Source organism: Streptomyces coeruleorubidus (genome assembly GCF_028885415.1).
Taxonomy (GTDB): Bacteria; Actinomycetota; Actinomycetes; order Streptomycetales; family Streptomycetaceae; genus Streptomyces; species Streptomyces coeruleorubidus_A.
The window spans coordinates 8,299,208-8,324,904 of sequence record NZ_CP118527.1 but is presented as its reverse complement, the minus strand read 5'-3'; the positions used below and the strand labels follow the sequence as shown (position 1 = coordinate 8,324,904).

General features: G+C 72.0%; 27 protein-coding genes and 1 pseudogene. 16 read left to right on the top strand and 12 right to left on the bottom strand.

Annotated elements, in window-relative coordinates; genetic code table 11:
* The first annotated feature begins 16 nt into the window (after window positions 1-16).
* The 4 genes from PV963_RS44150 (at window position 17) to PV963_RS38375 (ending at window position 3,120) form a co-directional block, all read left to right on the top strand.
* Window positions 17-454, top strand: a complete 438-nt coding sequence (locus PV963_RS44150) for a hypothetical protein (protein ID WP_425540983.1) — start codon at window positions 17-19, stop codon at window positions 452-454.
* 487 nt (window positions 455-941) lie between these two features.
* On the top strand, window positions 942-2,012 hold the full coding sequence (locus tag PV963_RS38385; RefSeq protein ID WP_274821057.1) for an aromatic ring-hydroxylating dioxygenase subunit alpha: 1,071 nt from the start codon (window positions 942-944) through the stop codon (window positions 2,010-2,012).
* Complete coding sequence (locus PV963_RS38380; protein ID WP_274821056.1) at window positions 2,009-2,188, top strand: hypothetical protein; 180 nt, start codon at window positions 2,009-2,011, stop codon at window positions 2,186-2,188. Before PV963_RS38385 ends, PV963_RS38380 begins: the two co-directional genes overlap by 4 nt.
* On the top strand, window positions 2,185-3,120 hold the full coding sequence (locus tag PV963_RS38375; RefSeq protein WP_274821055.1) for a PDR/VanB family oxidoreductase: 936 nt from the start codon (window positions 2,185-2,187) through the stop codon (window positions 3,118-3,120). The genes PV963_RS38380 and PV963_RS38375 overlap by 4 nt, the downstream gene beginning before the upstream one ends.
* Here the strand turns inward: PV963_RS38375 and PV963_RS38370 are convergent.
* A complete protein-coding gene (locus tag PV963_RS38370; protein ID WP_274821054.1) occupies window positions 3,035-3,886 on the bottom strand; it encodes an IclR family transcriptional regulator domain-containing protein in 852 nt (283 codons plus the stop codon). The genes PV963_RS38375 and PV963_RS38370 overlap by 86 nt on opposite strands.
* Before the next feature lie 192 nt (window positions 3,887-4,078).
* On the opposite strand from PV963_RS38370, the gene PV963_RS38365 reads away from it, so the two are divergent.
* The 8 genes and pseudogenes from PV963_RS38365 to PV963_RS44145 all read left to right on the top strand — a co-directional run.
* The gene (locus tag PV963_RS38365; protein ID WP_274821053.1) at window positions 4,079-5,053 is read left to right on the top strand and encodes an ABC transporter substrate-binding protein; all 975 of its coding nucleotides are present in this window, start codon (window positions 4,079-4,081) and stop codon (window positions 5,051-5,053) included.
* Between the two features lie 13 nt (window positions 5,054-5,066).
* A complete protein-coding gene (locus PV963_RS38360) occupies window positions 5,067-5,840 on the top strand; it encodes an ABC transporter permease (protein ID WP_274821052.1) in 774 nt (257 codons plus the stop codon).
* Window positions 5,837-6,616, top strand: a complete 780-nt coding sequence (locus PV963_RS38355; RefSeq protein WP_274821051.1) for an ABC transporter permease — start codon at window positions 5,837-5,839, stop codon at window positions 6,614-6,616. Before PV963_RS38360 ends, PV963_RS38355 begins: the two co-directional genes overlap by 4 nt.
* A 20-nt stretch (window positions 6,617-6,636) precedes the next feature.
* Window positions 6,637-7,416 (top strand): ABC transporter ATP-binding protein, encoded by a 780-nt coding sequence (locus PV963_RS38350; RefSeq protein WP_274821050.1) that lies wholly within the window; start codon window positions 6,637-6,639, stop codon window positions 7,414-7,416.
* Between the two features lie 345 nt (window positions 7,417-7,761).
* Window positions 7,762-8,667: an NADP-dependent oxidoreductase gene (locus tag PV963_RS38345; protein ID WP_274821049.1), complete on the top strand. Its 906-nt coding sequence runs from the start codon at window positions 7,762-7,764 to the stop codon at window positions 8,665-8,667.
* Between the two features lie 76 nt (window positions 8,668-8,743).
* Window positions 8,744-9,805 (top strand): alkene reductase, encoded by a 1,062-nt coding sequence (locus PV963_RS38340; RefSeq protein WP_274821048.1) that lies wholly within the window; start codon window positions 8,744-8,746, stop codon window positions 9,803-9,805.
* An 11-nt stretch (window positions 9,806-9,816) separates the two neighbouring features.
* A complete protein-coding gene (locus PV963_RS38335) occupies window positions 9,817-10,296 on the top strand; it encodes a MarR family winged helix-turn-helix transcriptional regulator (protein ID WP_274821047.1) in 480 nt (159 codons plus the stop codon).
* Window positions 10,297-10,404: 108 nt separating this feature from the next.
* Window positions 10,405-11,064: pseudogene (locus PV963_RS44145) on the top strand (SDR family oxidoreductase); the annotation flags it as partial.
* Window positions 11,065-11,421: 357 nt separating this feature from the next.
* Here PV963_RS44145 and PV963_RS38330 read toward each other — a convergent pair.
* The 7 genes from PV963_RS38330 to PV963_RS38300 form a co-directional block, all read right to left on the bottom strand.
* Window positions 11,422-12,096 carry a GntR family transcriptional regulator gene (locus PV963_RS38330; RefSeq protein WP_274821046.1) on the bottom strand — a complete coding sequence of 225 codons (675 nt, stop codon included), beginning with the start codon at window positions 12,094-12,096 and terminating at the stop codon, window positions 11,422-11,424.
* 41 nt (window positions 12,097-12,137) lie between these two features.
* Window positions 12,138-13,139: a proline racemase family protein gene (locus PV963_RS38325; protein WP_274821045.1), complete on the bottom strand. Its 1,002-nt coding sequence runs from the start codon at window positions 13,137-13,139 to the stop codon at window positions 12,138-12,140.
* Between the two features lie 5 nt (window positions 13,140-13,144).
* Window positions 13,145-14,035, bottom strand: a complete 891-nt coding sequence (locus tag PV963_RS38320) for a dihydrodipicolinate synthase family protein (protein WP_274821044.1) — start codon at window positions 14,033-14,035, stop codon at window positions 13,145-13,147.
* Window positions 14,032-15,396, bottom strand: coding sequence for an NAD(P)/FAD-dependent oxidoreductase (locus PV963_RS38315; RefSeq protein ID WP_274821043.1), 1,365 nt, complete (start codon window positions 15,394-15,396; stop codon window positions 14,032-14,034). The genes PV963_RS38320 and PV963_RS38315 overlap by 4 nt, the downstream gene beginning before the upstream one ends.
* On the bottom strand, window positions 15,386-15,730 hold the full coding sequence (locus PV963_RS38310; RefSeq protein WP_274821042.1) for a (2Fe-2S)-binding protein: 345 nt from the start codon (window positions 15,728-15,730) through the stop codon (window positions 15,386-15,388). Before PV963_RS38310 ends, PV963_RS38315 begins: the two co-directional genes overlap by 11 nt.
* The gene (locus tag PV963_RS38305) at window positions 15,727-16,881 is read right to left on the bottom strand and encodes an NAD(P)/FAD-dependent oxidoreductase (RefSeq protein WP_274821041.1); all 1,155 of its coding nucleotides are present in this window, start codon (window positions 16,879-16,881) and stop codon (window positions 15,727-15,729) included. Before PV963_RS38305 ends, PV963_RS38310 begins: the two co-directional genes overlap by 4 nt.
* A gap of 101 nt (window positions 16,882-16,982) precedes the next feature.
* Complete coding sequence (locus PV963_RS38300; protein WP_274821040.1) at window positions 16,983-17,642, bottom strand: hypothetical protein; 660 nt, start codon at window positions 17,640-17,642, stop codon at window positions 16,983-16,985.
* 238 nt (window positions 17,643-17,880) lie between these two features.
* On the opposite strand from PV963_RS38300, the gene PV963_RS38295 reads away from it, so the two are divergent.
* From PV963_RS38295 to PV963_RS38285, 3 genes are all read left to right on the top strand, one after another.
* A complete protein-coding gene (locus tag PV963_RS38295) occupies window positions 17,881-18,540 on the top strand; it encodes a helix-turn-helix domain-containing protein (protein WP_274821039.1) in 660 nt (219 codons plus the stop codon).
* A 32-nt stretch (window positions 18,541-18,572) separates the two neighbouring features.
* A complete protein-coding gene (locus tag PV963_RS38290) occupies window positions 18,573-19,103 on the top strand; it encodes a toxin-antitoxin system, toxin component (protein ID WP_274822242.1) in 531 nt (176 codons plus the stop codon).
* A 157-nt stretch (window positions 19,104-19,260) separates the two neighbouring features.
* On the top strand, window positions 19,261-19,503 hold the full coding sequence (locus tag PV963_RS38285) for a hypothetical protein (RefSeq protein WP_274821038.1): 243 nt from the start codon (window positions 19,261-19,263) through the stop codon (window positions 19,501-19,503).
* A gap of 961 nt (window positions 19,504-20,464) precedes the next feature.
* On the opposite strand, the gene PV963_RS38280 is transcribed toward PV963_RS38285, so the two are convergent.
* Both PV963_RS38280 and PV963_RS38275 read right to left on the bottom strand, forming a co-directional pair.
* Window positions 20,465-21,145 (bottom strand): 4'-phosphopantetheinyl transferase family protein, encoded by a 681-nt coding sequence (locus tag PV963_RS38280; protein ID WP_274821037.1) that lies wholly within the window; start codon window positions 21,143-21,145, stop codon window positions 20,465-20,467.
* Window positions 21,142-22,002: a metallophosphoesterase family protein gene (locus tag PV963_RS38275; RefSeq protein WP_274821036.1), complete on the bottom strand. Its 861-nt coding sequence runs from the start codon at window positions 22,000-22,002 to the stop codon at window positions 21,142-21,144. Before PV963_RS38275 ends, PV963_RS38280 begins: the two co-directional genes overlap by 4 nt.
* Before the next feature lie 261 nt (window positions 22,003-22,263).
* Between PV963_RS38275 and PV963_RS38270 the strand changes: the two genes are divergently transcribed.
* Window positions 22,264-23,400 carry an ATP-grasp domain-containing protein gene (locus tag PV963_RS38270; RefSeq protein ID WP_274821035.1) on the top strand — a complete coding sequence of 379 codons (1,137 nt, stop codon included), beginning with the start codon at window positions 22,264-22,266 and terminating at the stop codon, window positions 23,398-23,400.
* A 31-nt stretch (window positions 23,401-23,431) separates the two neighbouring features.
* Here the strand turns inward: PV963_RS38270 and PV963_RS38265 are convergent, their stop codons facing one another.
* Window positions 23,432-24,286: a sulfotransferase family protein gene (locus PV963_RS38265; protein WP_425541049.1), complete on the bottom strand. Its 855-nt coding sequence runs from the start codon at window positions 24,284-24,286 to the stop codon at window positions 23,432-23,434.
* A gap of 158 nt (window positions 24,287-24,444) precedes the next feature.
* Entirely contained in the window at window positions 24,445-25,695 is a 1,251-nt protein-coding gene (locus PV963_RS38260) for an alpha-L-fucosidase (RefSeq protein WP_274821033.1), read from the bottom strand.
* Between the last annotated feature and the right edge of the window lie 2 nt (window positions 25,696-25,697).

The following is a 25,697-nucleotide window of genomic DNA, read 5'->3' as shown; positions in this document are numbered from 1 at the left end:
TGGCGCCCTCTCGGTCTTGCCTGACCCACGCGGGCGAGTCTGCTTCTCCTGCACCGCCGAGGAACAACGCCTGGCGGCGAAGAACCAACGCGACACCGCCGTCACCTCCGCCGAGCGGCTGCGGGCGGCCGGCCTGCCAGTGGCCACCGTCAGCGTCGGCTCCACCTCCACCGCAGTCACCTACGCCGAGGATCTGCCCATCGCCTGCCGCTACTGGCCGCACGTCTTCGGCACCCGGCTGTCCTGCCCCGCTGCCGTCACCGTGCCCGACCTGCGCGGCGTACTCGCCGCGGTGTGCCAGGACGAACTCGCCTCCGGCGCCCTGGTGCCCCTGCACGAACCAGACGACCCGCCCATCAACACCGGCTACCTCGTCCAGCGCCCCGGCAGGCCCGACAACCCCGACGTCACCCGGGTCCGCGACCTCATCCTCGAGGCGGGCCGCACCTGGTGACTCCGAACGGGCTCTGGATGTCACCTCCACGGCGGCAGCCTTCCCGGTGAACGCATCCACACGGGCACACAAACCCTCTCTGCACCGACCAGACTTCCTGGCAGCCCACGCCTCATGACGCGTCAGTCACACCTCGTCCGCCGCGCCCTGGCCCAGCCACGGCCGACCAAGGCGGTCCGTTCTCGTGGCGGAGGCCGGGAGCAGGGCGTCTCCGAGTCGAGTTCCACGCCAAGCCGCATCAGGGCCATGGTGAGCCCCTGCAGCAGCCCCTCCGCCTTGACGAAACGGCCGTCGGCCTCTTCCTGTCCGTACATTCCCTGCCTTCGGAAGAGTCGTGTGGGAGCACAGCGTGAGTCTCACCAGCCCTTTTACGAGAGGCCTTCCGCCTCACGGAAGCCGCCTTGCGGAGCTGCCACAAGGGTCACGACCCTGATTCCAACCACGGCACGCGGGGCGACGGCGCCCCGCCGACAGGGACGGGAACCCCATGCCTCACACCACCGCCTTCGCCAGGAACCAGTGGTACGTCGCCGCCTACAGTCACGAGGTCGGGCGGGAGTTGCTCGGACGGACGATTCTCGGTGAGACGCTCGTGCTCTACCGGACCGAGGAGGAGGGCACGCCGGTCGTGCTGCACGACCGGTGTGTGCACCGCCGGTATCCGCTGTCCGAGGCCCCGACGCGCCTCGACGGCGACCGGATCGTGTGCGGGTACCACGGGTTCACGTACGACACGACCGGTACGTGCGTGTACGTGCCGGGGCAGAAACGGGTGCCGCGCACGGCCCGGGTCGCCTCCTACCCGGTCGTCGAGCAGGACTCGCTGATCTGGGTGTGGATCGGTGACCCCGCGCTCGCCGATCCGCAGAGCATCCCGCGGGCCAGGCACCTCGACTCCCCCGGCTGGGTCACCGTGCGCGGCATGGAGCCCATCGACTGCGACTACGGACTCCTCGTCGACAACCTCCTGGACCTGTCCCACGAGACGTATCTGCACGGCGGGTACATCGGCACCCCCGAGGTCGCCGAGACGCCGATCACGACGGAGGTCGACGAGGGCGCCGGGATCGTCCGGGTGAGCCGGCACATGGACGACGCCGAGTGCCCGCCGTTCTACGCCAAGTCCACCGGCATCGAGGGCCGGATCACCCGCTGGCAGGACATCGAGTACCACGCGCCCTGCCTCTATCTGCTGCACAGCCGCATCGCCCCGGTCGGCGTGCTGCCCGAGCCGGACGGCAGCGACCCGAACGGCTTCCACACCGAGATCACGTACGCGATCACACCGTCCGGCGACGGCAAGGTGTACGACTTCTGGGCCGTCTCGCGCGACTGGGCGACCGACGACGCCGAGGTCACCGAATTCCTGCGCGGCAACAACCACACGGTCGTGATGCAGGACGTCACCGCCCTCAACCTGCTCCAGAAGACCCTCGGCACCGAGCGCACCGGCTACCAGGAGCTGAGCATCAACATCGACACCGGCGGCCTGGCCGCCCGCCGTATCCTCGCCCGGCTGGTCGAGGAGGGCGAGAAGCCCGTGGAGAAGGTCCAGTGACGAGTCCGACCGGCGAGATCTACCGCATCGACTGGCTGCCCGGCACCGACATCCTGCACGGCACCTGCCACTGCGGCCGCGAGCACACCGCGCAGGATCCGGTGGAGATGTGGGAGTGGATGCTCGCCCACCCGCAGGGACATGACGTCGACGAGCCGCGAGGGAACAGTTCATGAGCGTGTACGAAGACGAACTCATCGTCGAGCGGCGTGAGTTCGCCGCCGACGGCGTGCTCGCCCTCACGCTGCGCCACCCGTTGGGCGAGCCGCTCCCCAAGTGGCAGCCGGGCGCCCACATCGACGTCGTGCTCGGCCCCGGGCTGGAGCGGCAGTACTCGCTGTGCGGCGATCCGGCGAACCGGTCGGCCTGGCGGATCGCGGTGCTGCGCGAGCCGGACGGCCGGGGTGGCTCGGCCCATGTGCACGAGCAGGTCGGGCAGGGCGACAAGGTCCGCGTGCGCGGGCCCCGGAACAACTTCGGCCTGGAGCCCGCCCCCCGCTACCGCTTCGTCGCGGGCGGCATCGGCATCACCCCGATCCTGCCGATGCTGGCGGCGGCCGAGGCGGCGGGCGCCGAGTGGACGCTGCTGTACGGCGGGCGCACCCGCGAGTCGATGGCGTTCGGCGAGGACCTGGCCCGGTACGGGGACCGGGTGACGATGGCGCCCGAGGACGAGACGGGGTTGCTGGACCTGCCCTCGGTGCTGGACGACGTACCCGAGGACACGCTCGTCTACTGCTGCGGCCCCGGGCCGCTGCTGGACGCGGTCGAGGAGCGCTGCCCGTCGGGAGTGCTGCGTGTCGAGCGGTTCCGGCCGAAGGAACAGGAGACCGGCGGCGACATCGAGTTCGAGGTGGAGCTGGCGCGGAGCGGCAGGACGCTCACCGTCGCGCCGGACGTGTCCGTCCTGGACACCGTGCGCGCCGCGGGGGTCGAGGTCCTTTACTCCTGCACCGAGGGCACCTGCGGGACCTGTGAGACCGACGTCCTCGACGGCACCCCGGAACACCGGGACTCCGTGCTCACCCCGGATGAGCGGGAGAGCGGCGAGACGATGATGATCTGCGTGTCCCGGTGCCGAGGGCGGCGGCTGGTGCTGGACTTGTGATCCGCAGGTCGGCCTCGATCCCGGCGACGGTCGCCAGCAGATGCGGCAACAGGTCGCGGCGTACGGAATCGACGGAGTTGCGGCCGGCGTGCACGGCGATGTTGACGGCCGCGACCACGTCGCCGTCCCGGTCCCGCACCGGGGCGGCGACCGATCTCAGCCCCTCCTCCAGCTCCTGGTCGACGACGGCGTAGCCCTGACGGCGGACTCGGCGCAGCTCCGCCCGCAGGGCCCCCGGCGTGGCGATCGTGCGTGTGGTGAGGGGCTTCAACTCCGTCCGGGCGAGCCTGGCTTCGACGTGCTCGTCCGGCAGATGGGCGAGGATCACCCGGCCCACCGACGTCACATACGCCGGGAAGCGGGTGCCGACCGTGATGGACGCGGTCATGATGCGGCGGGTGGGGACCCGGGCGACGTACACGATGTCGTCGCCGTCGAGGACGCAGAGCGAGGACGATTCCCGTACCCGCGCGACGAGTTGCTCCAAGTGGGGCTCGGCGAGCTGGGGCAGCGTGTAGCCGGCGAGGTAGGAGTAGCCGAGTTCCAGCACCCGCGGGGTGAGGCGGAAGCGGCGGCCGTCGGTGTGGACGTAGCCGAGGTCGGCGAGGGTGAGCAGGAAACGGCGGGCCGCCGCGCGCGTCAGCTCGCAGGCGCGCGCGACCTCGCTCAGGGTCAGCGCCGGATGCTCGGCGTCGAAGGCGCGGATCACGGCGAGGCCACGCTCGAAGGACCGGACGAAATGCGGTGCGCGGGCTTCAGCGGACATCCTGGGCCTCCGGCGTGACGTACGACCGTGCGCAGTGCGCACGCTAGGAGTGCGGATCTCGTGATGTCAACGAGCGGTGTCGACAAGGGCATTGACCATGAATCGACCCCGGCTTTACGTTCTCGCTGAGCACAAGCGTGCTGTCTGCGCACAACCTGTCGGAGAACCACAGCCGGTCCCACAGGAGGAGTCTTGCGTCGTCGTCTCTTCACCCGTCTCGCGGCCGTGTCCGTCCTGCTCACCGCGGCGGCCTGTGGCTCGTCCGACGGCGGTGGCACCTCGGACGCGGGCGCCTCGTCCGGCGGGGTGACCACCGTCGAGGTCGGGCTCATTCCCATCGTCGATGTGGCACCGCTCTATCTGGGCCAGGAGAAGGGCTTCTTCGAGAAGCAGGGCCTGAAGCTCCGGTTCACCACCGCGCAGGGCGGCGCGGCGATCGTGCCGGGGGTGGCCAGCGGCCAGTTCCAGTTCGGGTTCTCCAACGTGACGTCGCTGATGATCGCCCAGTCCAACAACGTGCCGATCAAGGCCGTCGCGAACGCGATCGCCTCGACCGGTGTCGAGGGCAAGGACTTCAGCGCGATCACCGTGGGCAAGGACAGTCCGATCAGGTCGCCGAAGGACCTGGAGGGCAAGCGGGTCGCCATCAACACGCTGAAGAACATCAACGAGACGTCCGTGCGCGCGTCGGTGCGCAAGGCGGGCGGCGACCCGGACAAGGTCGAGTTCGTCGAGCTCGCCTTCGACCAGATGCCGGCCGCCCTCGACAGCGGGCAGATCGACGCCGCCCAGGTGGTCGAGCCCGCGCTCGCCACCGTCAGGAGCCAGGGCGGACGCATCATCGCCTCGCCCTTGGTGGACGTGGCACCCGACCTCACCGTCGCGCTGTACTTCACCTCGACCCGGTACGCCCAACAGAACCCGGAGGTGGTCGAGAAGTTCCGGAAGGCCACCGCCGAGTCCCTCGCCTACGCCGACGCCCACCCGGACGAGGCCCGCCGGATCGTCACCACGTACACGAAGATCCCGGCCGCGGTGCTGGAGAAGGTGACCCTGCCCAAGTGGCCGGCGGAGCCGAACCGCGCCTCCATCGAAGCGCTGATGAAGCTCGGCGAGGACGACGGCCTGTTCAAGTCGACGCCGGACCTGGACAAGCTGCTGCCGTGAGGGACACAGACGCATGAGGGGCGTGAACGCCGCACTCGGTGCGGCCGGGCTCGCCGCCTTCCTCGCCCTGGGAGAGGCGGTGCCGCGGCTCGGCCTGGTCGAGGAGACCTACTTCCCACCCACCAGCCGGATCGCCGAAGCGCTCGCGGACGAGACGGGCGACTCGGCCTTCTGGACGGCGCTCGGCGACACGCTCACCGGCTGGGCGCTGGGCCTGGCGATCGCCTCCTGTGCGGGGATCGTGGTGGGCGTGCTGATCTCGGTCGTGCCGTATCTGCGTGCGGCGACGGCCTCGACGATCGAGTTCCTGCGTCCGATCCCGTCGGTCGCGCTGATCCCGCTGGCGGTACTGCTGTACGGCACCGAACTGCGCTCGGTGCTCCTCCTCGTCGTCTACGCGTCGTTCTGGCAGGTCCTGATCCAGGTTCTGTACGGCGTCCAGGACGTCGACCCCGTCGCCGACGAGACGGCGCGGTCGTACGGCCTCGGCACCTGGGCGCGGATCCGGCATGTGCTGTGGCCGACCGCGCTGCCGTACGTCATGACCGGCGTCCGGCTGGCGGCGGCGGTCGCGCTGATCCTCGCCATCACGTCCGAACTCGTCATCGGAGCACCGGGGCTGGGCAAGCGCATCGGGGTGGCCCAGACCTCGCAGGCCGTGCCCGAGATGTACGCGCTGATCGTGGTGACCGGGCTGCTCGGGCTGCTGATCAACGTCGGCGCGCGCACGGTGGAGCGGCGGGCGCTGGCCTGGCACCAGTCGGTGCGCGGGGAGGTGGCGGTGTGAGGGGCCTGCTGCTGCGGCTGGTGTTCGCCGTCGCCCTCCCGGCCCTGCTGGTCACGGTCTGGTGGGTGGCGTCCGCGGGCAGCACGGACGTGTACTGGCCGCCCCTGCGGACGATCCTGGCGGCCTTCCCGGACGTGTGGACGGCGCAGCGCCTGCGGAGCGACGTCCTGCCGAGCGTGCTGCGGCTGGCGGGCGGTTACGCGCTGGCGGCGGCCCTGGGGGTGGCGCTCGGTACGGTCATCGGGTCCTACCCGCGGGTGCGGGCGGTGTGCGAGCCGGTCCTGGAGTTCCTGCGGGCGGTGCCGCCGCCGGTGCTGGTGCCGGTCATCATGCTGTTCGCGGGGATCGGCGACACGATGAAGGTCATGGTGATCGCGGCCGGCTGCGTGTGGCCCGTCCTGCTCAACACGGTCGAGGGCGTGCGGGCGGTGGACCCGGTGATGGCCGAGACGGCGCGCTCGTACGGCATCACGGGTGTGGCGCGGCTCAGGAACCTGGTGCTGCGGTCGGCGAGCCCGCAGATCTTCGCGGGCCTGCGCCAGGCCCTGTCCATCGGCATCATCCTCATGGTGATCAGCGAGATGTTCGCCGCGAGCAACGGACTCGGCTTCACCATCGTCCAGTTCCAGCGCGGCTTCGCGATCCCGGACATGTGGACCGGCATCCTCGTGCTCGGTCTGCTCGGCTTCCTGCTGTCGGTCGTCTTCCGGTCGGTCGAGCGGCGGGCGCTCGGCTGGTACCACGGTCTGCGCGCCTCGGCCCGGCGGTCGCCGTGAACCTCTTGAAAGGGCGGTCCATGCTCGACGTACGGGGTCTGAAGAAGGTCTACGAGGGGTCGGGGCGGCGTGTGGAGGCGGTCCGCGACCTCACCTTCACCGTCGACGCCGGAGAACTCGTCTGTCTCGTCGGGCCGTCGGGCTGTGGCAAGACCACGCTGCTGAAGTGCGTGGGAGGGCTGCTCGCGCCGACCGGCGGTGAAGTGCTCCTGGAGGGGCGGAAGGTGAGCGGTCCGCCGCCCGGTATGGCGTTCGTCTTCCAGGAGTACGGGCGCAGCCTCTTCCCCTGGATGCGGGTCGGCGAGAACGTCGAACTCCCGCTCAAGAAGAAGGACTTGAGTAAAACCCGACGCCGGGAACTGGTCCGTGACGCGCTGGAGTCGGTGGGGCTGGCGGACGCCGTGGGGGCGTATCCCTGGCAGTTGTCCGGCGGTATGCAGCAGCGGGTCGCCATCGCCCGCGCACTGGCGTACGAGCCCCGTGTGCTGCTGATGGACGAGCCGTTCGCGGCGGTGGACGCGCAGACCCGGGCCGATCTGGAGGACCTGGTCCGGGGGCTGTGGCGGGAGCGCGGCATCACGATCCTGTTCGTCACCCATGACATCGACGAGGCCGTCTATCTCGGGGAGCGGGTGATCGTGCTGTCCGCCTCCCCCACCGTGGTCCGGGAGCAGCTGAAGGTCGATCTGCCGGACGAGCGCGATCAGTTGCACACGAGGGTGGATCCGCGCTTCGCCGAGCTGCGTACGCATGTGTACGAGCAGATCCAGGCCGCCAAGAAGGGAACCGCCGTGTCCTGACACGGCCTCGGGGCGGAGTCGGCGTGGGCCTGTTCGACGGCCTCGGGGTACGCCTCAGGCTCGGCGTGCCCGGCGTGCGCCCGATGCCGCGGCGCGCACGCCGACTCAGCGGCATCCGCCCCGGCTCCGCGCCGGGCCCGGGCCCGGTTATCCGGCTGGGCTCGTTCGGTCCCCGGGTGCCGGCCCTGACCGGGGCAAGGGCCGACGCCCCCGCCGGCGTGATCCAGCCCGGCTCGGCCGACGCAGTCCGTGGACCGGACAGCCGAATTACTTGGCTAGCCACAGATTCACTGATACGTTTATGTGGCTGGCCACCAAATAGCTGGTGGCGCGAGAGGAGACGTCATGAAAGCCATCCTGTTCGACCGTTTCGGCGGCACGGAAGTGCTGCACGAGGCGGACATCGAGGTCCCGCAACCCGGCCCCGGGCAGATCCGCGTCCGCGTCAGGGCGGCCGGGCTGAACGCGCTGGACGGCAAGATCCGCTCCGGGGCACTGGATGCCGTGTTCCCCACGCCGCTCCCCTCCGTCCCCGGTCGCGAGCTCGCCGGCGTGGTGGACGCCCTGGGTGAGGGCGTGCGGGACGTGCAGGTGGGTGACGAGGTGCTGGGCTGGTCGGACACCGGCTCGTACGCCGAGTACGCGCTGGCCACCACCGTGGCCCCCAAGCCCGTCGGCCTCGACTGGCAGCACGCGGTCGCGCTGCCGGTGGCGGGCGAGACGGCCGAGCGGGTCCTGAACGTGCTGGGTGTCACCGCCGGGGAGACCGTGCTGATGCACGGCGCGGCGGGAGCGGTCGGAACCCTGGCGGTCCAGCTCGCCACGGCCCGCGGAGCGCGAGTCATCGGCACCGCCGGCCCCGCCAACCAGGAATACCTCGCCTCGCTCGGCGCCACCGCGACCGTTTACGGCGAGGGCCTGGTCGAGCGGGTCCGGGCGCTCGCCCCCGATGGCGTGGACGCGGTGTTCGACCTGGCCGGGAAGGGAGCCCTTGAGGACTCCATCACCCTGCGGGGCGGCACCGAGCGCATCGTCACCATCGCCGACTTCCGCGCGCACCAGCTCGGCATCACCTTCGCAACCGGCCCCCAGGAACACTCGGCTGCCCCTCTGGCCGCTCTGGCGCAGGATGCCGCGACCGGCAAGGTCGTCACCACGGTCACCGCCTACCCGCTCGCCCGGGCCGCCACGGCCCAGCAGGTCAGCGACACCGGACATGTCCGGGGCAAGCTCGTCCTCACCCTCGACTGATCACGCCCGCATCTCCTTCCGCCACGCACCCGCTTTCCCGATCACCACCTTTCATCACCGAACCGAAGGATCACTCATGCTGAACTCCCTGTGGACACCGATCACCGTCGGTGACATCTCCCTCCCGCACCGTCTGGTCATGGCCCCCATGACCCGTGACCGCTCCACACCTGAAGGCGTACCGACCGAGCTGAACGCCGAGTACTACGCCCAGCGGGCCTCGCACGCGCTCATCATCACCGAGGGGACCCAGCCCTCCGCCGACGGACAGGGCTACCTCCTCACCCCCGGCATCCACAATGACGAGCAGATCGCCGGGTGGCGCAAGGTCACCGAAGCCGTGCACGCGGCCGACGGCCGGATCGTCATCCAGCTGATGCACACCGGACGCATCTCCCACCCTGACAACACCCCCCACGGGCGCCGGCCGGTCGCCCCTTCGGCGATCCGGCCGCAGGGCACGATGTTCACCGCGTCCGGGCCCCAGGAGATGCCGACACCCCGTGCTCTGTCGACGCAGGAGGTCGCGGCGACCGTCGACGACTTCCGCCGCGCCGCAGCGGCTGCCGTCGCGGCGGGTGCCGACGGCGTGGAGATCCACGCCGCCAACGGCTACCTCGTGCACCAGTTCCTGTCCGACAACACCAACCAGCGCACCGACCGCTACGGCGGTTCCCTCGAGGGCCGCATCCGCTTCGCCGTCGAGGTCTCCGCTGCCGTGGCCGACGAGATCGGCGCCGACCGCACCGGCCTGCGCATCTCCCCCGGCAACCCCTTCAACGACATCGCCGAGTCCGACACCGCCGAGCTGTATCCGGCGCTCCTGCGCGCCCTCAGCCCGCTCGGCCTCGCCTACCTCCACGTGATGCACGCGGGCGACGACGAACTGTTGGGCACCCTGCGCGCGCTGTGGCCGACCACGGTGATCCTCAACCGGGGCGGCACCGACCTGCCCACCCGTGCCAAGGACATCGAGCACGGCACGGCCGACCTCGTCTCCGTCGGCGCCCTCGCGCTCGCCAACCCGGACCTGGTCGAGCGGCTACGCTCTGACGCGCCGCTGAACACCCCCGACCCGGCGACCTTCTACGGCGGCGGAGCGGCCGGCTACACCGACTACCCCACCTACACAGTCTGAGGAACCGAACCATGCCTGCCCCCACACCCCACATCCCCACCACGGCCAGCGGGGGGCAGGTGAGCTACGCGATCTTCCAATTGGCCCGCGCTCACCGCGCCCGCGCCGCCGCGATGCTCCGCGAGATGGACCTGCATCCCGGACAGGAACTGCTGCTGATGCAGCTCCTGGACCGGGACGGTCAGAGCCAGTCCGAGCTGCTCGAAAGCGTCGGCCTGGACCACTCCACCGTCTCCAAGTCCCTACGCCGCATGCAGGAGGCCGGCCTGCTCGTCCGTGAGCCGGCCGAACACGACCGGCGCGTCATGGTCGTCCACCTCACCGACAAGGGCCGTGCCATGCGCGAGCCCCTCGCGGCCATGTGGCAGGCCCTGGAGGAGACCTCCGCGCGGAACCTGTCGGCGCAGCAGGCAGAGTCCTTCGTCCGCACCGCCTACGCCATCGCCGACGCGATCAGCGGCAGCGCTCTTCCGCAGGAAGAGTCCACGTGAGGCGGGCAAGCGCGAGCCGCGGAACCGCCCATCAGAGGCCCGCCCGCTCAGCGACCCGGGCCGAGGGCGCCCACGTCCGCGCCCGCCCAAGCCCCCACCACTGACCTGATGGATAGTGAGACCCCCATGAGCACCACCCGTCCCACCACCCTCCCGGTCCTCGTCGTCGGGGCGACCGGCTCCCTCGGGGGCAAGGTCGTCGACGAACTGCTGGGGCGCGGTAAGAGAGTCCGTGCCCTGGTCCGGCCGGCCACCGACGCGAGCGGGCTCGAAAGCCGGGGTGTCGAGATCGCCCGCGGCGACATGCTCGACGTCGACTCGCTCGTCGCCGCCATGAACGGCGCCGATGCCGTCATCACCACCGCTGCCGGCTACACCCGCGGCGGCAAGAACGCGCACGACATCGACACCGTCGGCAACGCCAACCTCGCCGAGGCGGCCCACCGCGCCGGCATCCGGCGGTTCGTCCTGACCAGCATCCTCACCAGCGACCAGACGCCCCATGTCCCGCACTTCTGGCACAAGAAGGTCGCCGAGGACAAGCTCGAACAGCTCGGCGTCCCGTTCGTCGCCCTGCGCCCGGGAGCGTTCGTCGACCAGATCGCGAACATGGCGGGCGACCCGATCGACAAGGGCCGCCTGATATGGGTGGGCAGGACCACCGTCCCGCTGACCTTCGTCCACACCTCCGATCTCGCGGCGTACCTGGCGGCCGCGGTCGACGCCGAGGCCGACGACGGTGAGCGCATCGACATCGGCTGGGACCGTCCGGTCAGCATGCGCGAGATGGCCGACCTGATGGGCAGCCGGGCCGGCAAGAACATCAAGGTGTGGGCCGTCCCTTCCGCCGTCGCCCGCGCCGCAGGAGCCGTCGCCGGCCGCTTCATCCCCCTGGTCAAGGACATGGCCGCGATGTTCGGCTGGTTCGACACGGGCCGCTACGTCGCCGACCCCGTCGGCAGGAGCAGCTGTTCGGCCCCGCCCCCACGGCCGAGGAGGCCCTCGCCCGGTTCACCGACGCGCTGGGCAAGGCGCGGCACCGGTGACGGGCGAACGTCCCGTACGCCTCGGCCCGCTCATCGCTCGGAGACGGCGGAACCGCATGCTGTTCACAGCCCCGCGCCCCTAGGGGGCACTCGCCCACAGGCCCCTGACATGGCTCAGGTGCCGGGTCATCACCGCCCGTACCGCATCCTCGTCCCGGGCGAGCAGCGCGTCCAGGATCTCCAGGTGTTCCTCCGCCGACGCCTCCAGCCGCCCCTGTTCGGCGAGCGCGGTCAGTCCGTACAGCCGGGAGCGGCGTCTGAGGTCCCGTACGACGTCGACGAGGTGGTCGTTGCCGGCGAGGGCCAGCAGGCCGAGGTGGAAGCGCAGGTCGGCCTCGACGTAGGCGATGAGGTCGCCGGCCGCGGCGGAGGTGACTATCTCCTGTGCGACCGGCCGGAGCGCCTCCAGCGCCACCGGGTCGGCCGTGGCCGTGAGGCCCGCCGTGGTCGGGATCTCGATCAGCGCGCGGATGTGGGTGTACTCGTCCAGTTGCTTCTCGGAGACGGCCGTGACCCGGAAGCCCTTGTTGGGCACGGTGTCGACGAGGCCTTCCTTGGCGAGGTCGAGCATGGCCTCGCGCACGGGGGTGGCGGAGACACCGAAGCGGGCGGCGAGGCCGGGGGCCGAGTAGACCTCGCCGGGGAGCAGCTCGCCGGCGATCAGGGCGGCCCGCAGCGCGTCCGCGACCCGCTCCCGGTGGCTGGGTTTCCTGCTGCCCAGCACGGGCAGGGCGGGGGTGTGCTGCGGGGCCATGACGGTCGGGGTTCCTCTCTTGTGCTCGGGCCGGGTTCGGCTTACAGGACGAACCCCGCCGGGAACGGGTCCTCGGGGTCCAGCAGGTACTGGGCGGTGCCGGTGATCCAGGCACGTCCGGTGAAGCTGGGCAGTACGGCCGGGCGGCCGGCCACCTCGGTGGTGCCGAGCAGTCTGCCGGTGAACCGGGTGCCGATGAAGGACTCGTTCACGAACTCGGTGTGCAGCGGGAGTTCGCCGCGTGCGTGCAACTGTGCCATGCGGGCGCTGGTGCCCGTGCCGCAGGGCGAGCGGTCGAACCAGCCGGGGTGGATGGCCATGGCGTGCCGGGAGTGGCGGGCGGTCGAGCCGGGGGCGGCCAGGTAGACGTGGTGGAGGCCGTGGATGGACGGGTCCTCCGGGTGGACAGGCGGGTCCTCGGCGTTGACGGCGGCCATGAGGGACAGGCCGGCCCGGAGAACGTCGTCCTTGCGGGACCGCTCGAAGGGCAGGCCGAACCGCTCCAGCGGCAGGATGGCGTAGAAGTTGCCGCCGAAGGCGAGGTCGTACGTCACCGTCCGGCCGTCGGCGAGGGTCGCCTTGCGGTCGAGGTCGACGGCGAAGGAGGGCACGTTCCGGAGGGTGACCGACTTGGCGGCACCGTCCGCCACCGCCACCTCGGCGACGACCGGGCCCGCCGGGGTGTCGAGCCGGATGGTGGTGACCGGCTCGACGACCTCGACCATGCCGGTCTCGACGAGCACGGTCGCCACGCCGATCGTGCCGTGCCCGCACATCGGCAGATAGCCGGAGACCTCGATGTAGACGACGCCCCAGTCGCAGTCCGGCCGGGTCGGCGGCTGGAGGATCGCGCCGCTCATGGCGGAGTGACCGCGTGGCTCGTTCATCAGCAACTGCTTGATGTCGTCGCGGTGTTCGCGGAAGTACAGCCGCCGCTCGTTCATGGTGGCGCCGGGGATGGTGCCGATGCCGCCGGTGATCACGCGGGTCGGCATGCCCTCGGTGTGCGAGTCGACGGCGTGCAGGACGAGTCTGCTGCGCATGATCCCTACGACAATCCGGCCGCTACGGCCTTCTCGGTGGCGGCTCGGACGGCGGCCTCCTGCTCGGGCGGCAGCGGCATGCGCGGCGGGCGGCAGGGTCCGCCGTGGCGGCCGACGAGGTCCATGGACAGTTTGATGGCCTGGACGAACTCCACCCGCGAGTCCCACCGCAGCAGCGGATGCAGCTGCCGGTACAGGGCCCGCGCGGTGTCGAGGTCGCCGTCGACGGCCGCGTGGTACAGCTCGACCGACGCCTGCGGCAGCGCGTTCGGATAGCCCGCCACCCAGCCCTTGGCGCCCGCGACGGCCAGCTCCAGCAGGACGTCGTCCGCGCCGATCAGCAGGTCGAGTTCGGGGGCGAGTTCGGCGATGCGGTAGGCCCGGCGGACGTCTCCGGAGAACTCCTTCACCGCCCGGACGTACCCCTCGCCGTGCAGCCGGGCGAGCAGCTCCGGCACGAGGTCGACCTTGGTGTCGATCGGGTTGTTGTACGCGACGACCGGCAGGCCCGCCTGCGCGACCTCGGCGTAGTGGGCGAGGACGGAGCGCTCGTCGGCGCGGTAGGCGTTCGGCGGCAGCAGCATCACCGACTGGCAGCCCGCCTCGCCCGCCTGCTCGGCCCAGCGCCGGGACTCGGCGGACCCGTACGCGGCGACGCCTGGCATGACGCGCTGCCCGCCGATCGCGGCGACGGCCGTCTCGACGACCCGGGCGCGCTCCTCGGGGGTGAGCACCTGGTACTCGCCGAGGGAGCCGTTCGGCACGACGCCGTCGCAGCCGTTCTCGACCAGCCAGGCGCAGTGCTCGGCGTACTTGTCGTAGTTCACGGAGAGGTCGTCGTCCAGCGGGAGCGCGGTGGCGACGAGGACGCCGCGCCAGGGGCGGTGGTCGGTCATGACAGTTCCTCCTGGGTGTGTTGCCGTGCGAGGACGCCGAGCGGTACGGGGCGGGCGAAGGGCCTTCTGGAGGGGGCGGGCGGACAGCCGGCGAGACCCGCGACCGCGGTCTGGCACATCCGGCCCTGGCACCAGCCCATTCCGGCCCGGGTCAGCAGCTTCACGGTGCGCTCGTCGCTGGCTCCGAGGTCCAGGGCGTCCCGCACGGCACCGGCGGTGACCTCCTCGCAGCGGCAGACCACGGTGTCGTCGGTGACCTGCTCGGGCCAGTGCGCGGGCGGCGCGTACGCGGCGTCGAGGGCGGCCGCGGAACTCCTGAGCCCCGTACGGGCCTTGAGGGCGGCGGGGGCCGGGGTGGGGGCGGTGCCGCGCAGGTGGGCGGCGGCGGAGCACCCCGCGATGTGCCCCTCGGCGAGGGCGAGGGCCGCGCCGCCGATGCCGGTGGACTCCCCGGCCGCCCACACGCCGGGGACGTCCGTGCGCTGCTCGGCATCGACGGCCACGGCGAGCCCGTCCAGGCGGCAGCCGAGGCCCGAGGCCAGGTCGGTGTGCGGGAGCATGCCGTGGCCGACGGCCAGGGTGTCGCAGGGCAACCGCCGCTCGGTGCCGGGCCGGACGCGACCGGCCGTGTCGAGGGCTGCGACGGTGACGCCGGTCAGCCGGTCGTCGCCGTGGGCGCGGACGACGGCGTGGCGGGCCAGGACCGGCACGCGGTGGCGCAGCAGCCGGGCGGCGTATCCGGCGCCCTCGGGGAGCTTGCCGGCCAGGGCCCGGCCGTGGCGGGCCAGGCGCCCGGGGCCGGTGGACTCGACGAGCGCGGCGACCTCGACGCCGGCTGCCGCGAGCCCGGTCGCCACGGGCAGCAGCAGCGGCCCGGTCCCGGCCACCACGGCTCTGCGCCCCGGCACCACGAGTTGGCCCTTGAGCATGGCCTGGGCTCCCCCGGCGGTGACGACACCCGGGAGCGTCCAGCCGGGGAAGGGCAGCACGTGTTCGTATCCGCCGGTGGCCAGGAGCACGGCACGGGCGTGCACCTCGGCCGGCTCCTGCTGCTCCGGGCCGAGCAGCGCGTGCACGGTGAAGCCGCCGGACTTCCGTTCGACGCACCACACATGATGATCCGTCAGCACGCGTACGGAGCTGGCGGCGAGGCCGTCCCGCAGCCGCTCCCAGGTCCGCCACCGGTGGTGCAGCGCCTCGGGCCGCCCGGCCCCGAGCCCGGTGGCGGGCTGCCGATAGAACTGCCCGCCGGTCTCCGTCGCCGCGTCGACGAGCGCGACCCGCGTGCCGCGCGCGCTCGCCGCCAGCGACGCGGCCAGTCCGGCCGGTCCGGCGCCGATCACGATGAGTTCAGCCCGCATGACCGTCTCCCCCGTCGTCCGCCCCGTCGTGGTCCGCCCCTTCATGGCCCGTCCCCTCCTGCGTGCCGATCACGTCACCGGGCCGCACCGGCACCAGACAGGCGCGCTGGTTGGGGCGGCCGTTGACGGTCACGAGGCAGTCGAAGCAGACGCCGATCCCGCAGAACACCCCGCGCGGACGGCCTTCGCCCCGGGTGGCGCGCCAGGAGGTGACGCCCGCCGCCCACAGCACGGCGGCGACAGTCTGCCCGGGCAGCGCCCGGACCGGCCGCCCGTCGAACGTCACCGTGAAGGCGGGGCCGGGCCTGGCCCCCGCCGGCTCCAGTGGATTCACTCGGCCTCCTCGGGAAAGCGGTCGGGCCGGAACGGGGCGAGATCCAGGTCGGGCGTCCGCCCGGTCAGCACCTGGGCGATCAGCTGCCCGGTGCCGGTGGCGAGACCGATGCCCGCGCCCTCGTGCCCGCAGGCGTGCAGGAGTCCGGGCGCCCGGGGGTCGGGACCGATCGCGGGCAGATGGTCCGGCAGATACGGCCGGAAGCCCGCGTACGTCCGCACAGCCCGGACTCCGGCGAGGAACGGGAAGAGCCGCGTCGCGCCCGCCGCCAGCGCCCGCAGCGCCGGGAGCGACAACGACCGGTCGAAGCCGACCCGTTCGCGGCTGGCGCCGATGAGGACCGGCCCGGCGGGTGTGCCCTCGACGACCGGGGAGGTCTGCAGGGCCGCCGAGTCGCTGGCGACGTCGGCCACGTAGTCGGCGGCGTACACCTTGTGCCGGACGCGGGGCGGCAGCGGCTCGGTGACCAGGACGAAACCGCGCCGTGGCAGCACCGGCAGCGACACCCCGGCGCGGGCGGCCACCTCGCCGCCCCAGGTGCCGGACGCGTTGACGACCGCCGGGGCGTGGATGTCGCCCCGGTCCGTACGCACCCCGCGCACCGCACCGCCGGGGCCGCGCAGCACCCCCGTCATCTCGCGGCCGGTGAGCAGCCGTGCGTCCGAGGCGCGCAGCAGGTGCGCCGCCGCCAGGGCGGGCATCACCTGGGCGTCCTGCGGGTAGTGCACGCCGCCCGCGAGGCCGGGGGCCAGATACGGCTCCAGGTCGGGGAGCCGGTCGGGGGGCACCGGAACCGCCTCGACCCCGGCCGCGCGCTGCCCGGCGGCGAGTCTCTCCAGCCCGGCCAGCGCTTGGTCGGTGCCGGCGACGACGATCCCGCCCTTGGCCTCGTACTCGACCGCCTTCCCCAGCCCCTCCCGGGCCAGCTCGGCCCACAGCCGCGCGGACAGCAGGGCCAGGTCGAGCTCGGGTCCGGGTTCCTTGTCGGAGACGAGGAGGTTGCCCTCCCCCGCGCCGGTCGTACCGCCGGCCACCGGGCCCCGGTCCACCACGATCGTGTCCAGGCCCGCGCGGGCCGCGTACAAGGCGCAGGCGGCGCCCACCACCCCGGCTCCGACCACCACGACATCGCAGGTCAGCGGCTCGCTCACGCCAGTACTATGTCACACGCCACATTGTCTGGGAACGGGGCGGAAGCGGGTCATGCGGGGAGCCCGCGAGGCTCGCCGGTGGTGCGGGGAACCGGCCGGGCTCAGTCGACCGCCGGGACGACCCTCAGGTGGGAAGCCGTACGGCGCGTCCGGCGGTCCCGGGACGGGGTGCGGCGGATCTCGCGCAGGACGAACGTGAGCCGGGTGCAGCCCAGTTCCCGGAGCGTCCTGGAGGTCTCGACGACGATCCGGCAGTCGGTGGCGCCCCAGCGCGGATCCGGGTGCAGCAGCGGCCGTACGGCACCGTCCTGCTCGACGGCGCCCTCGCCGACCGAGCGGATCCAGTGCGGCAGGCCGTGCCGGTAGGCGGCCTCCATGATCGGGTCCTGGGCGATGTCGCGGCGGATGGCCTGGAGCCCGTGGTCGGGGCCGTGGCTCTCCACGGTCCGCGCGAAGTGCGCGAGCATCGGCAGGCACCAGCTGGACTCGTGCTCGCCGAGCACCGTGGGAGCGTCGGGGTGGAACAGCACGAACCTGAGGAAGTTGTCGCCCGGCATGGCCGTCGGGTGCGGACCGACACCACCGAAAAGTGACCGGAACGCGCTGTTGGTCAGCACGACGTCCCAGCAGTGGTCGACGACGAGCGAGGGGAAGGAGACGGCCTCCAGAAGCCCGGCGTAGTCCTCCAGGTAGGCCTGGACATCGGGAGTCTCGGGGACGGGCCGCGGTGCCGGCCGCTGCCCTCCTGCCTGATATGCCATCGGGAGGTCACCCCTCTTGCCTGTGCGGCCTTGACGCGGCGCCCCGATCCTGCTGCCCCGAACTGAGGCGTGTCAACTATCGTGGCATTCTGTGCCTGTTGACGGCTGAAATTGGCCACAGTTGTGGCGAGACCTGGATGTGAGTTCGAACCACCGGCTACGCTCCGGGAAGTTCACGCCGGGGTAGGTCACGGCATCCACGTGTGAGAAGCCTGTGAGAGACGTAGGAGATCTGTCGGTGACGGGTGGCTTCGTCGAAGGTCCGGGCGCCACGCCGACGGCCGTGCCGGCGGCCGTCGTCTCCCGTGTCACCGCGCTCGCCGACCGGCTCGGCGTGCCGCACGCCGAGGTCTTCGACATCGGCCGGCTGTCCGTCGCCTCCGGGGTCCCGGAGCCCGTGGTCAAGGCCCTGCTGAGCGGCCGGCCGGCGGGCGAGCCCGATGTGCAGGCCCGGTTCCTGCAGCGCCTGGACCTGCTGCGCCGGACCCGGCTCAAGCCCAACGGCCGCAAGTACACCCAGCAGGAGATCGCCGACGGCGCGGGCATGTCCCGGCAGCAGGCCGGCGCCCTCATCAACGGCGACCGGCGGCCGACCATGGAGCACTGCGACGCCCTGCAGCGGTTCTTCCGGGTGCATGCCGGTTTCCTCACGGCCGAGGACCCCGAGGCGCTGGTGAGCGCCCTCCAGCACACCGAGCAGGAACTGCTCCAGAAGCTCGCCGACCGCGAACGGGAGGCGGCCGCGGCGGCCGACGACCCGCTGGAGCGGCTGTTGCAGGACCATGGCGTGCGCGGCATCGCCTGGCGGGCCGCGCAGCTGCCCACCGACCAGCACCGCGACAAGGTGGCGGAGTGGCTGGACATGCTCCTGGAGAGCGTCAAGCGACCCGAGTCGTGACCGTGGGGAGAACTGTGGGCATCGGTAAGGAAATGCGCCGCCTGTGCGGCGAACTGGTGGCGGAGCTGACCCTCCCCGCGCCGGCGCGGCCCGAGGAGCTGTACGCCGCGCTGTGCGACGCCATGAGCAGACGCCGGGGCCGCCCCGTCCACTTCCGTACGGCCGCCTTCCCGCCGGGGACCGCGAGCGGGCTGTGGCTCGACATGGCCGAGCAGGACCTCGTCGTGATCGAGGAACGCACGGCTCCCGACCACCAGTTGGTGATCCTGGGGCACGAGCTGTGGCACATGAAGGCGGGGCACTGCTCCCACCACGTCGAGGGCGCCTCCGTCGCGGCCCGGCTGCTCCACGACGACGCCGACCTCCAGGCGACGGTGCTGAAGGTCGCCGCGCGCACCCGCTTCGACCTCGACGACGAGAAGGAGGCCGAGAGCTTCGGCCTGCTGCTGGCCAGCAAGTGTCGGGCGTGGCTTGCGGGTTCGTCGTCGCGAGGTCCGGTGCAGCGGGACCATCTGGCAGGGCGGATAGAGGCGTCGCTGGGGTATCCGGGGCCGCAGGGCTGACAAGCCGGTGCCCCGGGGCCGAGGTGGGGTTTCCCTCCGCCGAGCGGGCGAACCGACGGGCGGCGGGGCCGGATTGTCAGTGGTGGGCGGCAAGCTGGAGGTGCGCCCCTTGTGTGCGGGGCGTGACCGACGACTCCGACACGGGGAGAGCCGACCGATGCCCACCGCCGTACTGACCGACCGCGAACGCACCGCCGTCCAGGCCTATCTGCGGCTGCTCCACACCGTCCGGGCCGCCTTCGACCTGGAAACGGCCCCGCCCGGCGCCCACCGGCCCGCGATCGTCCCGCCCAGCGTCCTCGCCGAGGCGGAAGAGGCCCTCGAACGAGCCGGCCTGACCGGCAACGAGGAGACGTTCTTCCGCCTGCTCCAGAGCTGGTGCCCGGAGCCGGGGCCTTGACGGGACCCTGAGCGGGCGGCCGAGGGGACTTCAGCCGACGGCCGGGGTGGGCGGGGACCCTCAGCCAGCGGCCGGTCGCGGGGGACCGAGCCGACGGCCAGTGGCAGGGAACCGAACCGGCGGCCAGTGGCGGGCCCAGAGCCGGCGGCCGGCGACGGAGGCCCGAACCGACAGCCGATCGTGGAGCCCTGAACTCGCGGCCCGGGGGGAGAGAGACCCGAGCCGATGGCGGGTGACGGGCCCCGAACCGACAGCCGGTGGCGGGGATCCGAACCGCCAGCCGATCGCAGGGCCCTGAGCTCACGCCGGAGGGCGAGGCCCGAGGCGATGGCGGGTGACGGCCCCGAACCGACAGCCGGTAGCGGGGAACCGAGCCGACGGCCAGCAGCGGAGGCCCGAACCGACAGCCGATCGCAGGACCCTGAGCTCATGGCCGGGGGGCGGAGACCCGAACCGAGGGAGGGTGACGGGCCCCGAGCCGACAGCCGGTGCGGGGGATCGTCATGGCCGGGGGGGCGGAGACCCGAACCGAGGGAGGGTGACGGGCCCCGAGCCGACAGCCGGTGCGGGGGATCCGAACCGACAGTCGGCCGCCGAGCCCTGAGCTCGCGACTGGAGGCGGAGGCCCGAACCCACGGCCGGCGGCAGGGAACCGAACCGACAGCCAGTGGCGGGCCCCGAGCCGACAGCCGACGGCGGAGGCCCGCACCGACAGCTAGTGGCCGGCCCGAGCCGACAGCCGGTGCGGGGATCCGAACCGGCTGTCGGCGGCGGAGGCTCGAACCGACAGCCGGCGCGGGTAACCAACCGACAGCCGACGGCAGGGAACCGAACCGACGGCCAGTGGCGGGGCCTGAGCCGGCGGCCAGTGGCGGCCTCGAACCGACAGCCGCTGGCGATGGCGACGTCGGGCAGGGAAGCCCTGAGTCGAGGTCCGCAGGCCCGCCCCCGTGTGGCGGTCTCAGTCGTGTGGTACGGCGACCGCCGTCGCGATCAGGCCGCGGTCGGCGGTCCAGTGGCCGTCGAAATGGCCGAGGCGGCGGTCGCCGACCTGTGGGCCGGGGACGAGGAGCGTGGCGCGGAAGGTGCCGCGGGGCCGTTCGGCCGGGCCGCCGGCGGAGAGCTCGATGTCGGCGTCCTCGAAGCCCAGCCACTTGCCGGTGAGGGGGAACCACGCCTTGTAGACGGACTCCTTCGCGCTGAACAGCAGCCGGTCCCAGTGGACGTCGGGGCGCTGTGCGGCCAGCCGCCGCAGGCGCTCGGCTTCGGTCGGCAGGGCCACGGCGGACAGGACGCCCTCGGGCAGCGGCCCGTGGACCTCGGCGTCGATGCCGAGAGAGGCCAGGTCGGTGGCACGGACCAGGGCGGCGGCGCCGTAGTCGTCGCAGTGGGTCATGCTGCCGACCAGCCCGGCCGGCCAGCACGGGGCGCCACGTTCCCCGGGCAGGATCGGCTGCGGCGGTACGCCGAGCTTCTCCATGGCACGGCGGGCACAGGAGCGGACGACGGCGAACTCCCGGCGCCGTTTGGCGACCGCCCGCGTCATGAGCGCCGCCTCCTCGGGGTACAGCGGAGCGTCCGCGCCCTCGTGGCCGTAGGCCTCCACGGTGACGACGGTCTGTGGCAGCAGTTCCCCGATCACCGCTCCTCGGCCTCCCCCGGCAGGATGCGCCGCAGCCGCCCCGGCTCCCCGGCCCGCTTGCGCCACTCGCGGGGGTAGCCCACCGACACCTCCTCGAAGCGCACGCCCTCGTGCCAGGTGGTGCGGGGGATGTGCAGATGGCCGTAGACCATCGTGTGGACGCGGAACCTGTGGTGCCAGTCGGCGGTCAGGCCGGTGCCGCACCACATGGCGAACTCGGGGTACCACAGCACGTCCGTCGGATGCCGGTGCAGCGGGTAGTGGTTGACGGGGATCACGGGCAGGTCTTCGGGCAGCTCGGCGAGTCTGCGTTCGGTCTCGGCGACCCGGGCCCGGCACCAGGCCTCCCGGCTCGGGTACGGGTCGGGGTGCAGCAGATGCTCGTCGGCGCACACGATGCCCGTGCCCCGGGCGTACTCCAGGCCCTGCTCCTTGGTCGCGCACCCGGCCGGCAGGAACGAGTAGTCGTACAGCAGGAACAGCGGGACGACGGCCACGGGGCCCCCGGGGCCGTCCCAGACGGGATAGGGGTCCTCCGGTGTCGTCACGCCGAGGTCCCGGCACAGCTCGACCAGGTAGTCGTACCGGGCGACGCCGCGCAGGGTGACGGGGTCGCTCGGATGGGTCCACAGCTCGTGGTTGCCGGGCACCCAGACGACCTTGCGGAAGCGGCCGGCGAGCGTCTTGAGCGTCCAGCGGACGTCGGCCACGGTCTCGGCGACGTCCCCGGCCACGAGCAGCCAGTCCTCGTCCGTCCCGGGCCGCATCCGTTCGACCAGGGCGCGGTTGTCCGGGTATCCGATGTGCAGATCACTGATGGCCAGTAGTTGTGCGGCGCCACCGGCCGTCGACGTCACCCCTGCCCCCCTCCGCGCGCCCGAACGCGAACGCCACCACGAGATCACATCACCGGGGCCGGGGACAAGGGCGGCCGGACGACCGTGATCACAAATCCGTAACCCGCGTGTTGCACGACACGGCCCGGCGAAGCCGTATGATCTGCCCCAACACCACCGCTAAGAACTTCCCTTTCACAGGGGCGGTTTGGTGACCCTCCATTCATCTTGCCCGGGCACGGGCTGCTGAGCCCTGCCCGCGAACCGTGAAAGGCGGCCTGCATGGTCTCTCGCGTACGCGTCTGGCTCAACCGCACGTACGCGGAGAACGTGTTCTTCATGGATCAGCTGCGGAGAAATCCCAGCGACCGGGCCGTCGAGATCCATGCCACGCACGGCGACCCCGACTCCCCCGTGCTGGCCGCCGCCGACACCGCCGAGCTGGAGCCCGAGAACCTCTCCCCCGCCGGGTACGTCGAGTACGCGCTGGACCAGTGCACGCGGCGCGGTATCGACGTGTTCGTGCCCCGGCTGCACCAGTCGGCGATCGTGGCGCACCGCGCCGAGTTCGAGGCGGCCGGTACCGCGGTGCTGGCACCGCCGCCCGAGGCTGTGGCCGTCTTCCATGACAAAGTGATCGCCTACGAGGCGGTCCAGGCGATCGGCGTGCCGGTGCCGCCGTGGTGGCGGGTCCGGTCGAGTGACGAACTCGTCGCCGCCGTCGAGGAGTTGGAGGCCGCGGGGCACAAGGCGTGCTTCAAGCCGGCGTCCGGGGCGGGCGGGGTGGGCTTCCGCGTGATCACGCGTTCGTCCTTCTCGCTGATGCACCTGAGCGGGTTCCCGAGCCCGTACGTGCCCCTCGACCTGGTGCTGGAGGCACTGCGGCGGGCCGAGGAGCCGGTCGACTGGCTGGTGATGCCGCGCCTGGAGCAGCCGGAGGTGTCGGTGGACTGCCTGACCGGTCCGGACAACCGGGTCCGGCTGGCCATCGGCCGCACCAAGAACGGCCGCCGCCGGGGCTTCACGCTGCACGAGCAGTGGCTGGACCCGGCACGGCGGATCGCTGAGGGTTTCGGCCTGCACTACCTGTCCAACATCCAGTTCCGGATGTTCGGCGACCGGCCGGTCCTGATGGACGTCAACACCCGCCCGGCCGGCGGCCTGCACCAGCTGTCGCTGTGCGGTGTCAACGCACCTTGGGCGGCCGTCCAGCTGGCGCTCGGCGAGGACCCGGGCGAGGTGGTCCCGCCGTTCCTGGGTCAGGACTACACGGTGGTGTCGGGGCCGCGTCCGCTGCGGCCGGCGCAGCTGCCGCAGCAGTGGGCGGAGGCCACGGAGCAGCAGCCGCTGCCCGCGGTGCCGGCCGGCTCCGTCGAGGCGGCGGCCCCGCAGGCCACGGTCGGGGCCCTGCGTCTCTAGCCGCTGTACCTCTCCCTCCGCTTGTACTCCTTCAGTCCCTGTACCCCCACGCCTGGGCCAGTTCCCTCAGGCGTGGGGGAAGTGCGACGCCCGGGTCGGCGCAGCGGGCCGACTGGATGCGGCCGGACTTGATGGTGCTGGACCAGTCGCCGAGCTGGGGACGGAAGGTGCCGTGGTCCTTGCTGCCGTAGTCGAGCATGCCGGGCTCCCAGCGGACGCCGAGGTGGTCGCAGATGCCCCGGGTGACCTTCTCCGGCTCGGCGGTGAGCTCCTCGTAGGTGATCACGTGGGGGTCGAGGTTCTGACGGGCTTCCTCCAGCTTCTCGCTGTAGTCGAGGACCTCGGCACGGACGGCTTCGTGATCGGGGTCGGCGCGCCGGGCGGTGAGGGAGGTGACGACCGCGCCGGGGTGGCGCAGCAGCAGGATGTAGCGGGCGTTCGGCCAGCATCGGCGCAGGCGGGGCCAGATGAGGGTGTTCGGCGGGGTCTTGTCGACGATGACGTCCTTGCCGCTGCGGGTGAGCTCCAGGTGCAGCACCCGGTCCCACAGCACGTGTTCCAGCTCGTCCTTGTCGAGGTGGAGCGCCCGCATGGCGTCCGCGGTGAAGTCGCGGGACAGGTTGACGTGCACCGTGCGCAGATGCATCTCGTGCGGGGCGCGGATACGGCTGTGGCTGTTGAGCAGGACGCGCAGCAGGGTCGAACCGGAGCGCACCGACGACAGCACGAAGACCGGCGAGTCCACCAGCCGGGGGGCGGGCGGGGCGATGTAGGTGTCGGCGGCCGGGCGCGGGGCGGGGATGGCGTCGAGGTTCCGGCGGGGTGGACTCACCGCCTGCATCACCAGCCTTCCGCGACGCTTCAGGCCCTTGCCGATCGCAGCCATACGCGGGTCTCGCACGGTGACACCTTTCGTTCGCGTTGTACATTCCGCATCCCAGGGGGAACGGGCGAACTTCAGATGTCCGGAAGGCGAACCGGCGTGCTCACGGGCGTCCACATACCACCCGTGAGCAGGCCGCTTACCGGTTTCTTAAACTTTCGTCAGAATCGGCCGGCTCCGCGGTACAGCTCCAGTTCCGCTTCCAGTTCGACGGCCAGCACCGTGGCGTGCGGGTCGAGGTCCGGCGCGGCGGGAGGCTCGATCCACAGGACGCCCGGTGTTTCGTGGAGGCCGCCGGTGACCCGGTGGGCCAGTTCCGTGCCGCTGCCGAGCACCGAGACCCTGCGGACGTTTCCGAGGAGGCCGCGCACGTTGATCTCGGCGCGTGGGGCGTCGAAGAGGATCAGGTAGAGGGTGCGGCGGTCCTTGGAGAGGGTGCTCGGGCCGTAGTGGTGGCCCGGCGGCAGCCCTCGTCCGGTGCCGTACACCGCCTCCGCGTGCTTGGCGATCCAGTCGCCGAGCCCTTCCAGCCGCTCCGCCTGCTCGGCCGGGATCGTGCCGTCCTCCCGCGGGCCGACGCTGAGCAGCAGGTTGCCTCCGCCGCCGATGGTCTCGGTGAAGTAGCGGATCAGCTGGTCGACCGACTTGTGGTTGTGGTCGTGGTGCTGGTGGCCCCAGGAGTCGTTGATCGTCAGGCACAGCTCCCAGGGGCCCTCGGGCGGGACGACCGGGGCGCCCTGTTCCGGCGTCGCGTAGTCGCCCTCGCCGAGCATGCGGGCGTTGAAGACGACGTCCGGTACCTCGGAGCGGATGAGGGCGGCGAGTTCGGGGATGCGCCACTGCTCCTCGCTGCGGTCCCACTCGCCGTCGAACCACAGCAGGTCCGGCTTGTAGCGGGAGGTCAGTTCGCGGATCTGGCCGTCCCGGTAGGCGAGGAACCTCTCCCAGGCCTGAAGGTCCTCGTCCTCGGCGGCGGCCTCCGAGTAGCGGTTGTCCTCCAGTTCCGGCGGGCGGCCCGGCTTGCGGGTGGAGGCGTAGTCGGGGTGGCTCCAGTCCGAGTGCGAGTAGTAGAGCCCGACCTTGAGGCCCTGCTCGCGCAGGGCGTCGGCGTAGCCGCCGATCAGGTCGCGGCCCACGTTCAGGTCGCCGTACGCCGTGTCCCACAGGGCGACGCCGTCGTGGTGGCGGCTGGTCAGCACGGCGTACTTCGCGCCGGCCCGCGCGAAGAGCTTCGCCCAGTCGCACGGGTCGTAGCGGGAGGCCGTGAAGCGGTCGAGCTGGGACATGTACTGGTCGTAGGGGACGATGCCGTCGTAGAACGACCAGGACTCCTGGACGCCGTCGACGGCGTAGATGCCCCAGTGGATGAAGATCCCCAGCTTGGCGTCGTTGAACCAGGGTTGCATGGCCATGG

What these genes read in the sequence shown, in the direction of transcription:
- PV963_RS38315 (WP_274821043.1), bottom strand. Translation starts at nt 15,396, where the DNA reads ATGCGGGCTGAACTCATCGTGATCGGCGCCGGACCGGCCGGACTGGCC.
- PV963_RS38330 (WP_274821046.1), bottom strand. Translation starts at nt 12,096, where the DNA reads ATGGCCCCGCAGCACACCCCCGCCCTGCCCGTGCTGGGCAGCAGGAAA.
- PV963_RS38340 (WP_274821048.1), top strand. Translation starts at nt 8,744, where the DNA reads ATGCTGAACTCCCTGTGGACACCGATCACCGTCGGTGACATCTCCCTC.
- PV963_RS38360 (WP_274821052.1), top strand. Translation starts at nt 5,067, where the DNA reads ATGAGGGGCGTGAACGCCGCACTCGGTGCGGCCGGGCTCGCCGCCTTC.
- PV963_RS38265 (WP_425541049.1), bottom strand. Translation starts at nt 24,286, where the DNA reads ATGGCTGCGATCGGCAAGGGCCTGAAGCGTCGCGGAAGGCTGGTGATG.
- PV963_RS38260 (WP_274821033.1), bottom strand. Translation starts at nt 25,695, where the DNA reads ATGGCCATGCAACCCTGGTTCAACGACGCCAAGCTGGGGATCTTCATC.
- PV963_RS38375 (WP_274821055.1), top strand. Translation starts at nt 2,185, where the DNA reads ATGAGCGTGTACGAAGACGAACTCATCGTCGAGCGGCGTGAGTTCGCC.
- PV963_RS38335 (WP_274821047.1), top strand. Translation starts at nt 9,817, where the DNA reads ATGCCTGCCCCCACACCCCACATCCCCACCACGGCCAGCGGGGGGCAG.
- PV963_RS38350 (WP_274821050.1), top strand. Translation starts at nt 6,637, where the DNA reads ATGCTCGACGTACGGGGTCTGAAGAAGGTCTACGAGGGGTCGGGGCGG.
- PV963_RS38370 (WP_274821054.1), bottom strand. Translation starts at nt 3,886, where the DNA reads ATGTCCGCTGAAGCCCGCGCACCGCATTTCGTCCGGTCCTTCGAGCGT.
- PV963_RS38285 (WP_274821038.1), top strand. Translation starts at nt 19,261, where the DNA reads ATGCCCACCGCCGTACTGACCGACCGCGAACGCACCGCCGTCCAGGCC.
- PV963_RS38300 (WP_274821040.1), bottom strand. Translation starts at nt 17,642, where the DNA reads ATGGCATATCAGGCAGGAGGGCAGCGGCCGGCACCGCGGCCCGTCCCC.
- PV963_RS38320 (WP_274821044.1), bottom strand. Translation starts at nt 14,035, where the DNA reads ATGACCGACCACCGCCCCTGGCGCGGCGTCCTCGTCGCCACCGCGCTC.
- PV963_RS38385 (WP_274821057.1), top strand. Translation starts at nt 942, where the DNA reads ATGCCTCACACCACCGCCTTCGCCAGGAACCAGTGGTACGTCGCCGCC.
- PV963_RS38345 (WP_274821049.1), top strand. Translation starts at nt 7,762, where the DNA reads ATGAAAGCCATCCTGTTCGACCGTTTCGGCGGCACGGAAGTGCTGCAC.
- PV963_RS38290 (WP_274822242.1), top strand. Translation starts at nt 18,573, where the DNA reads ATGCGCCGCCTGTGCGGCGAACTGGTGGCGGAGCTGACCCTCCCCGCG.
- PV963_RS38325 (WP_274821045.1), bottom strand. Translation starts at nt 13,139, where the DNA reads ATGCGCAGCAGACTCGTCCTGCACGCCGTCGACTCGCACACCGAGGGC.
- PV963_RS38270 (WP_274821035.1), top strand. Translation starts at nt 22,264, where the DNA reads ATGGTCTCTCGCGTACGCGTCTGGCTCAACCGCACGTACGCGGAGAAC.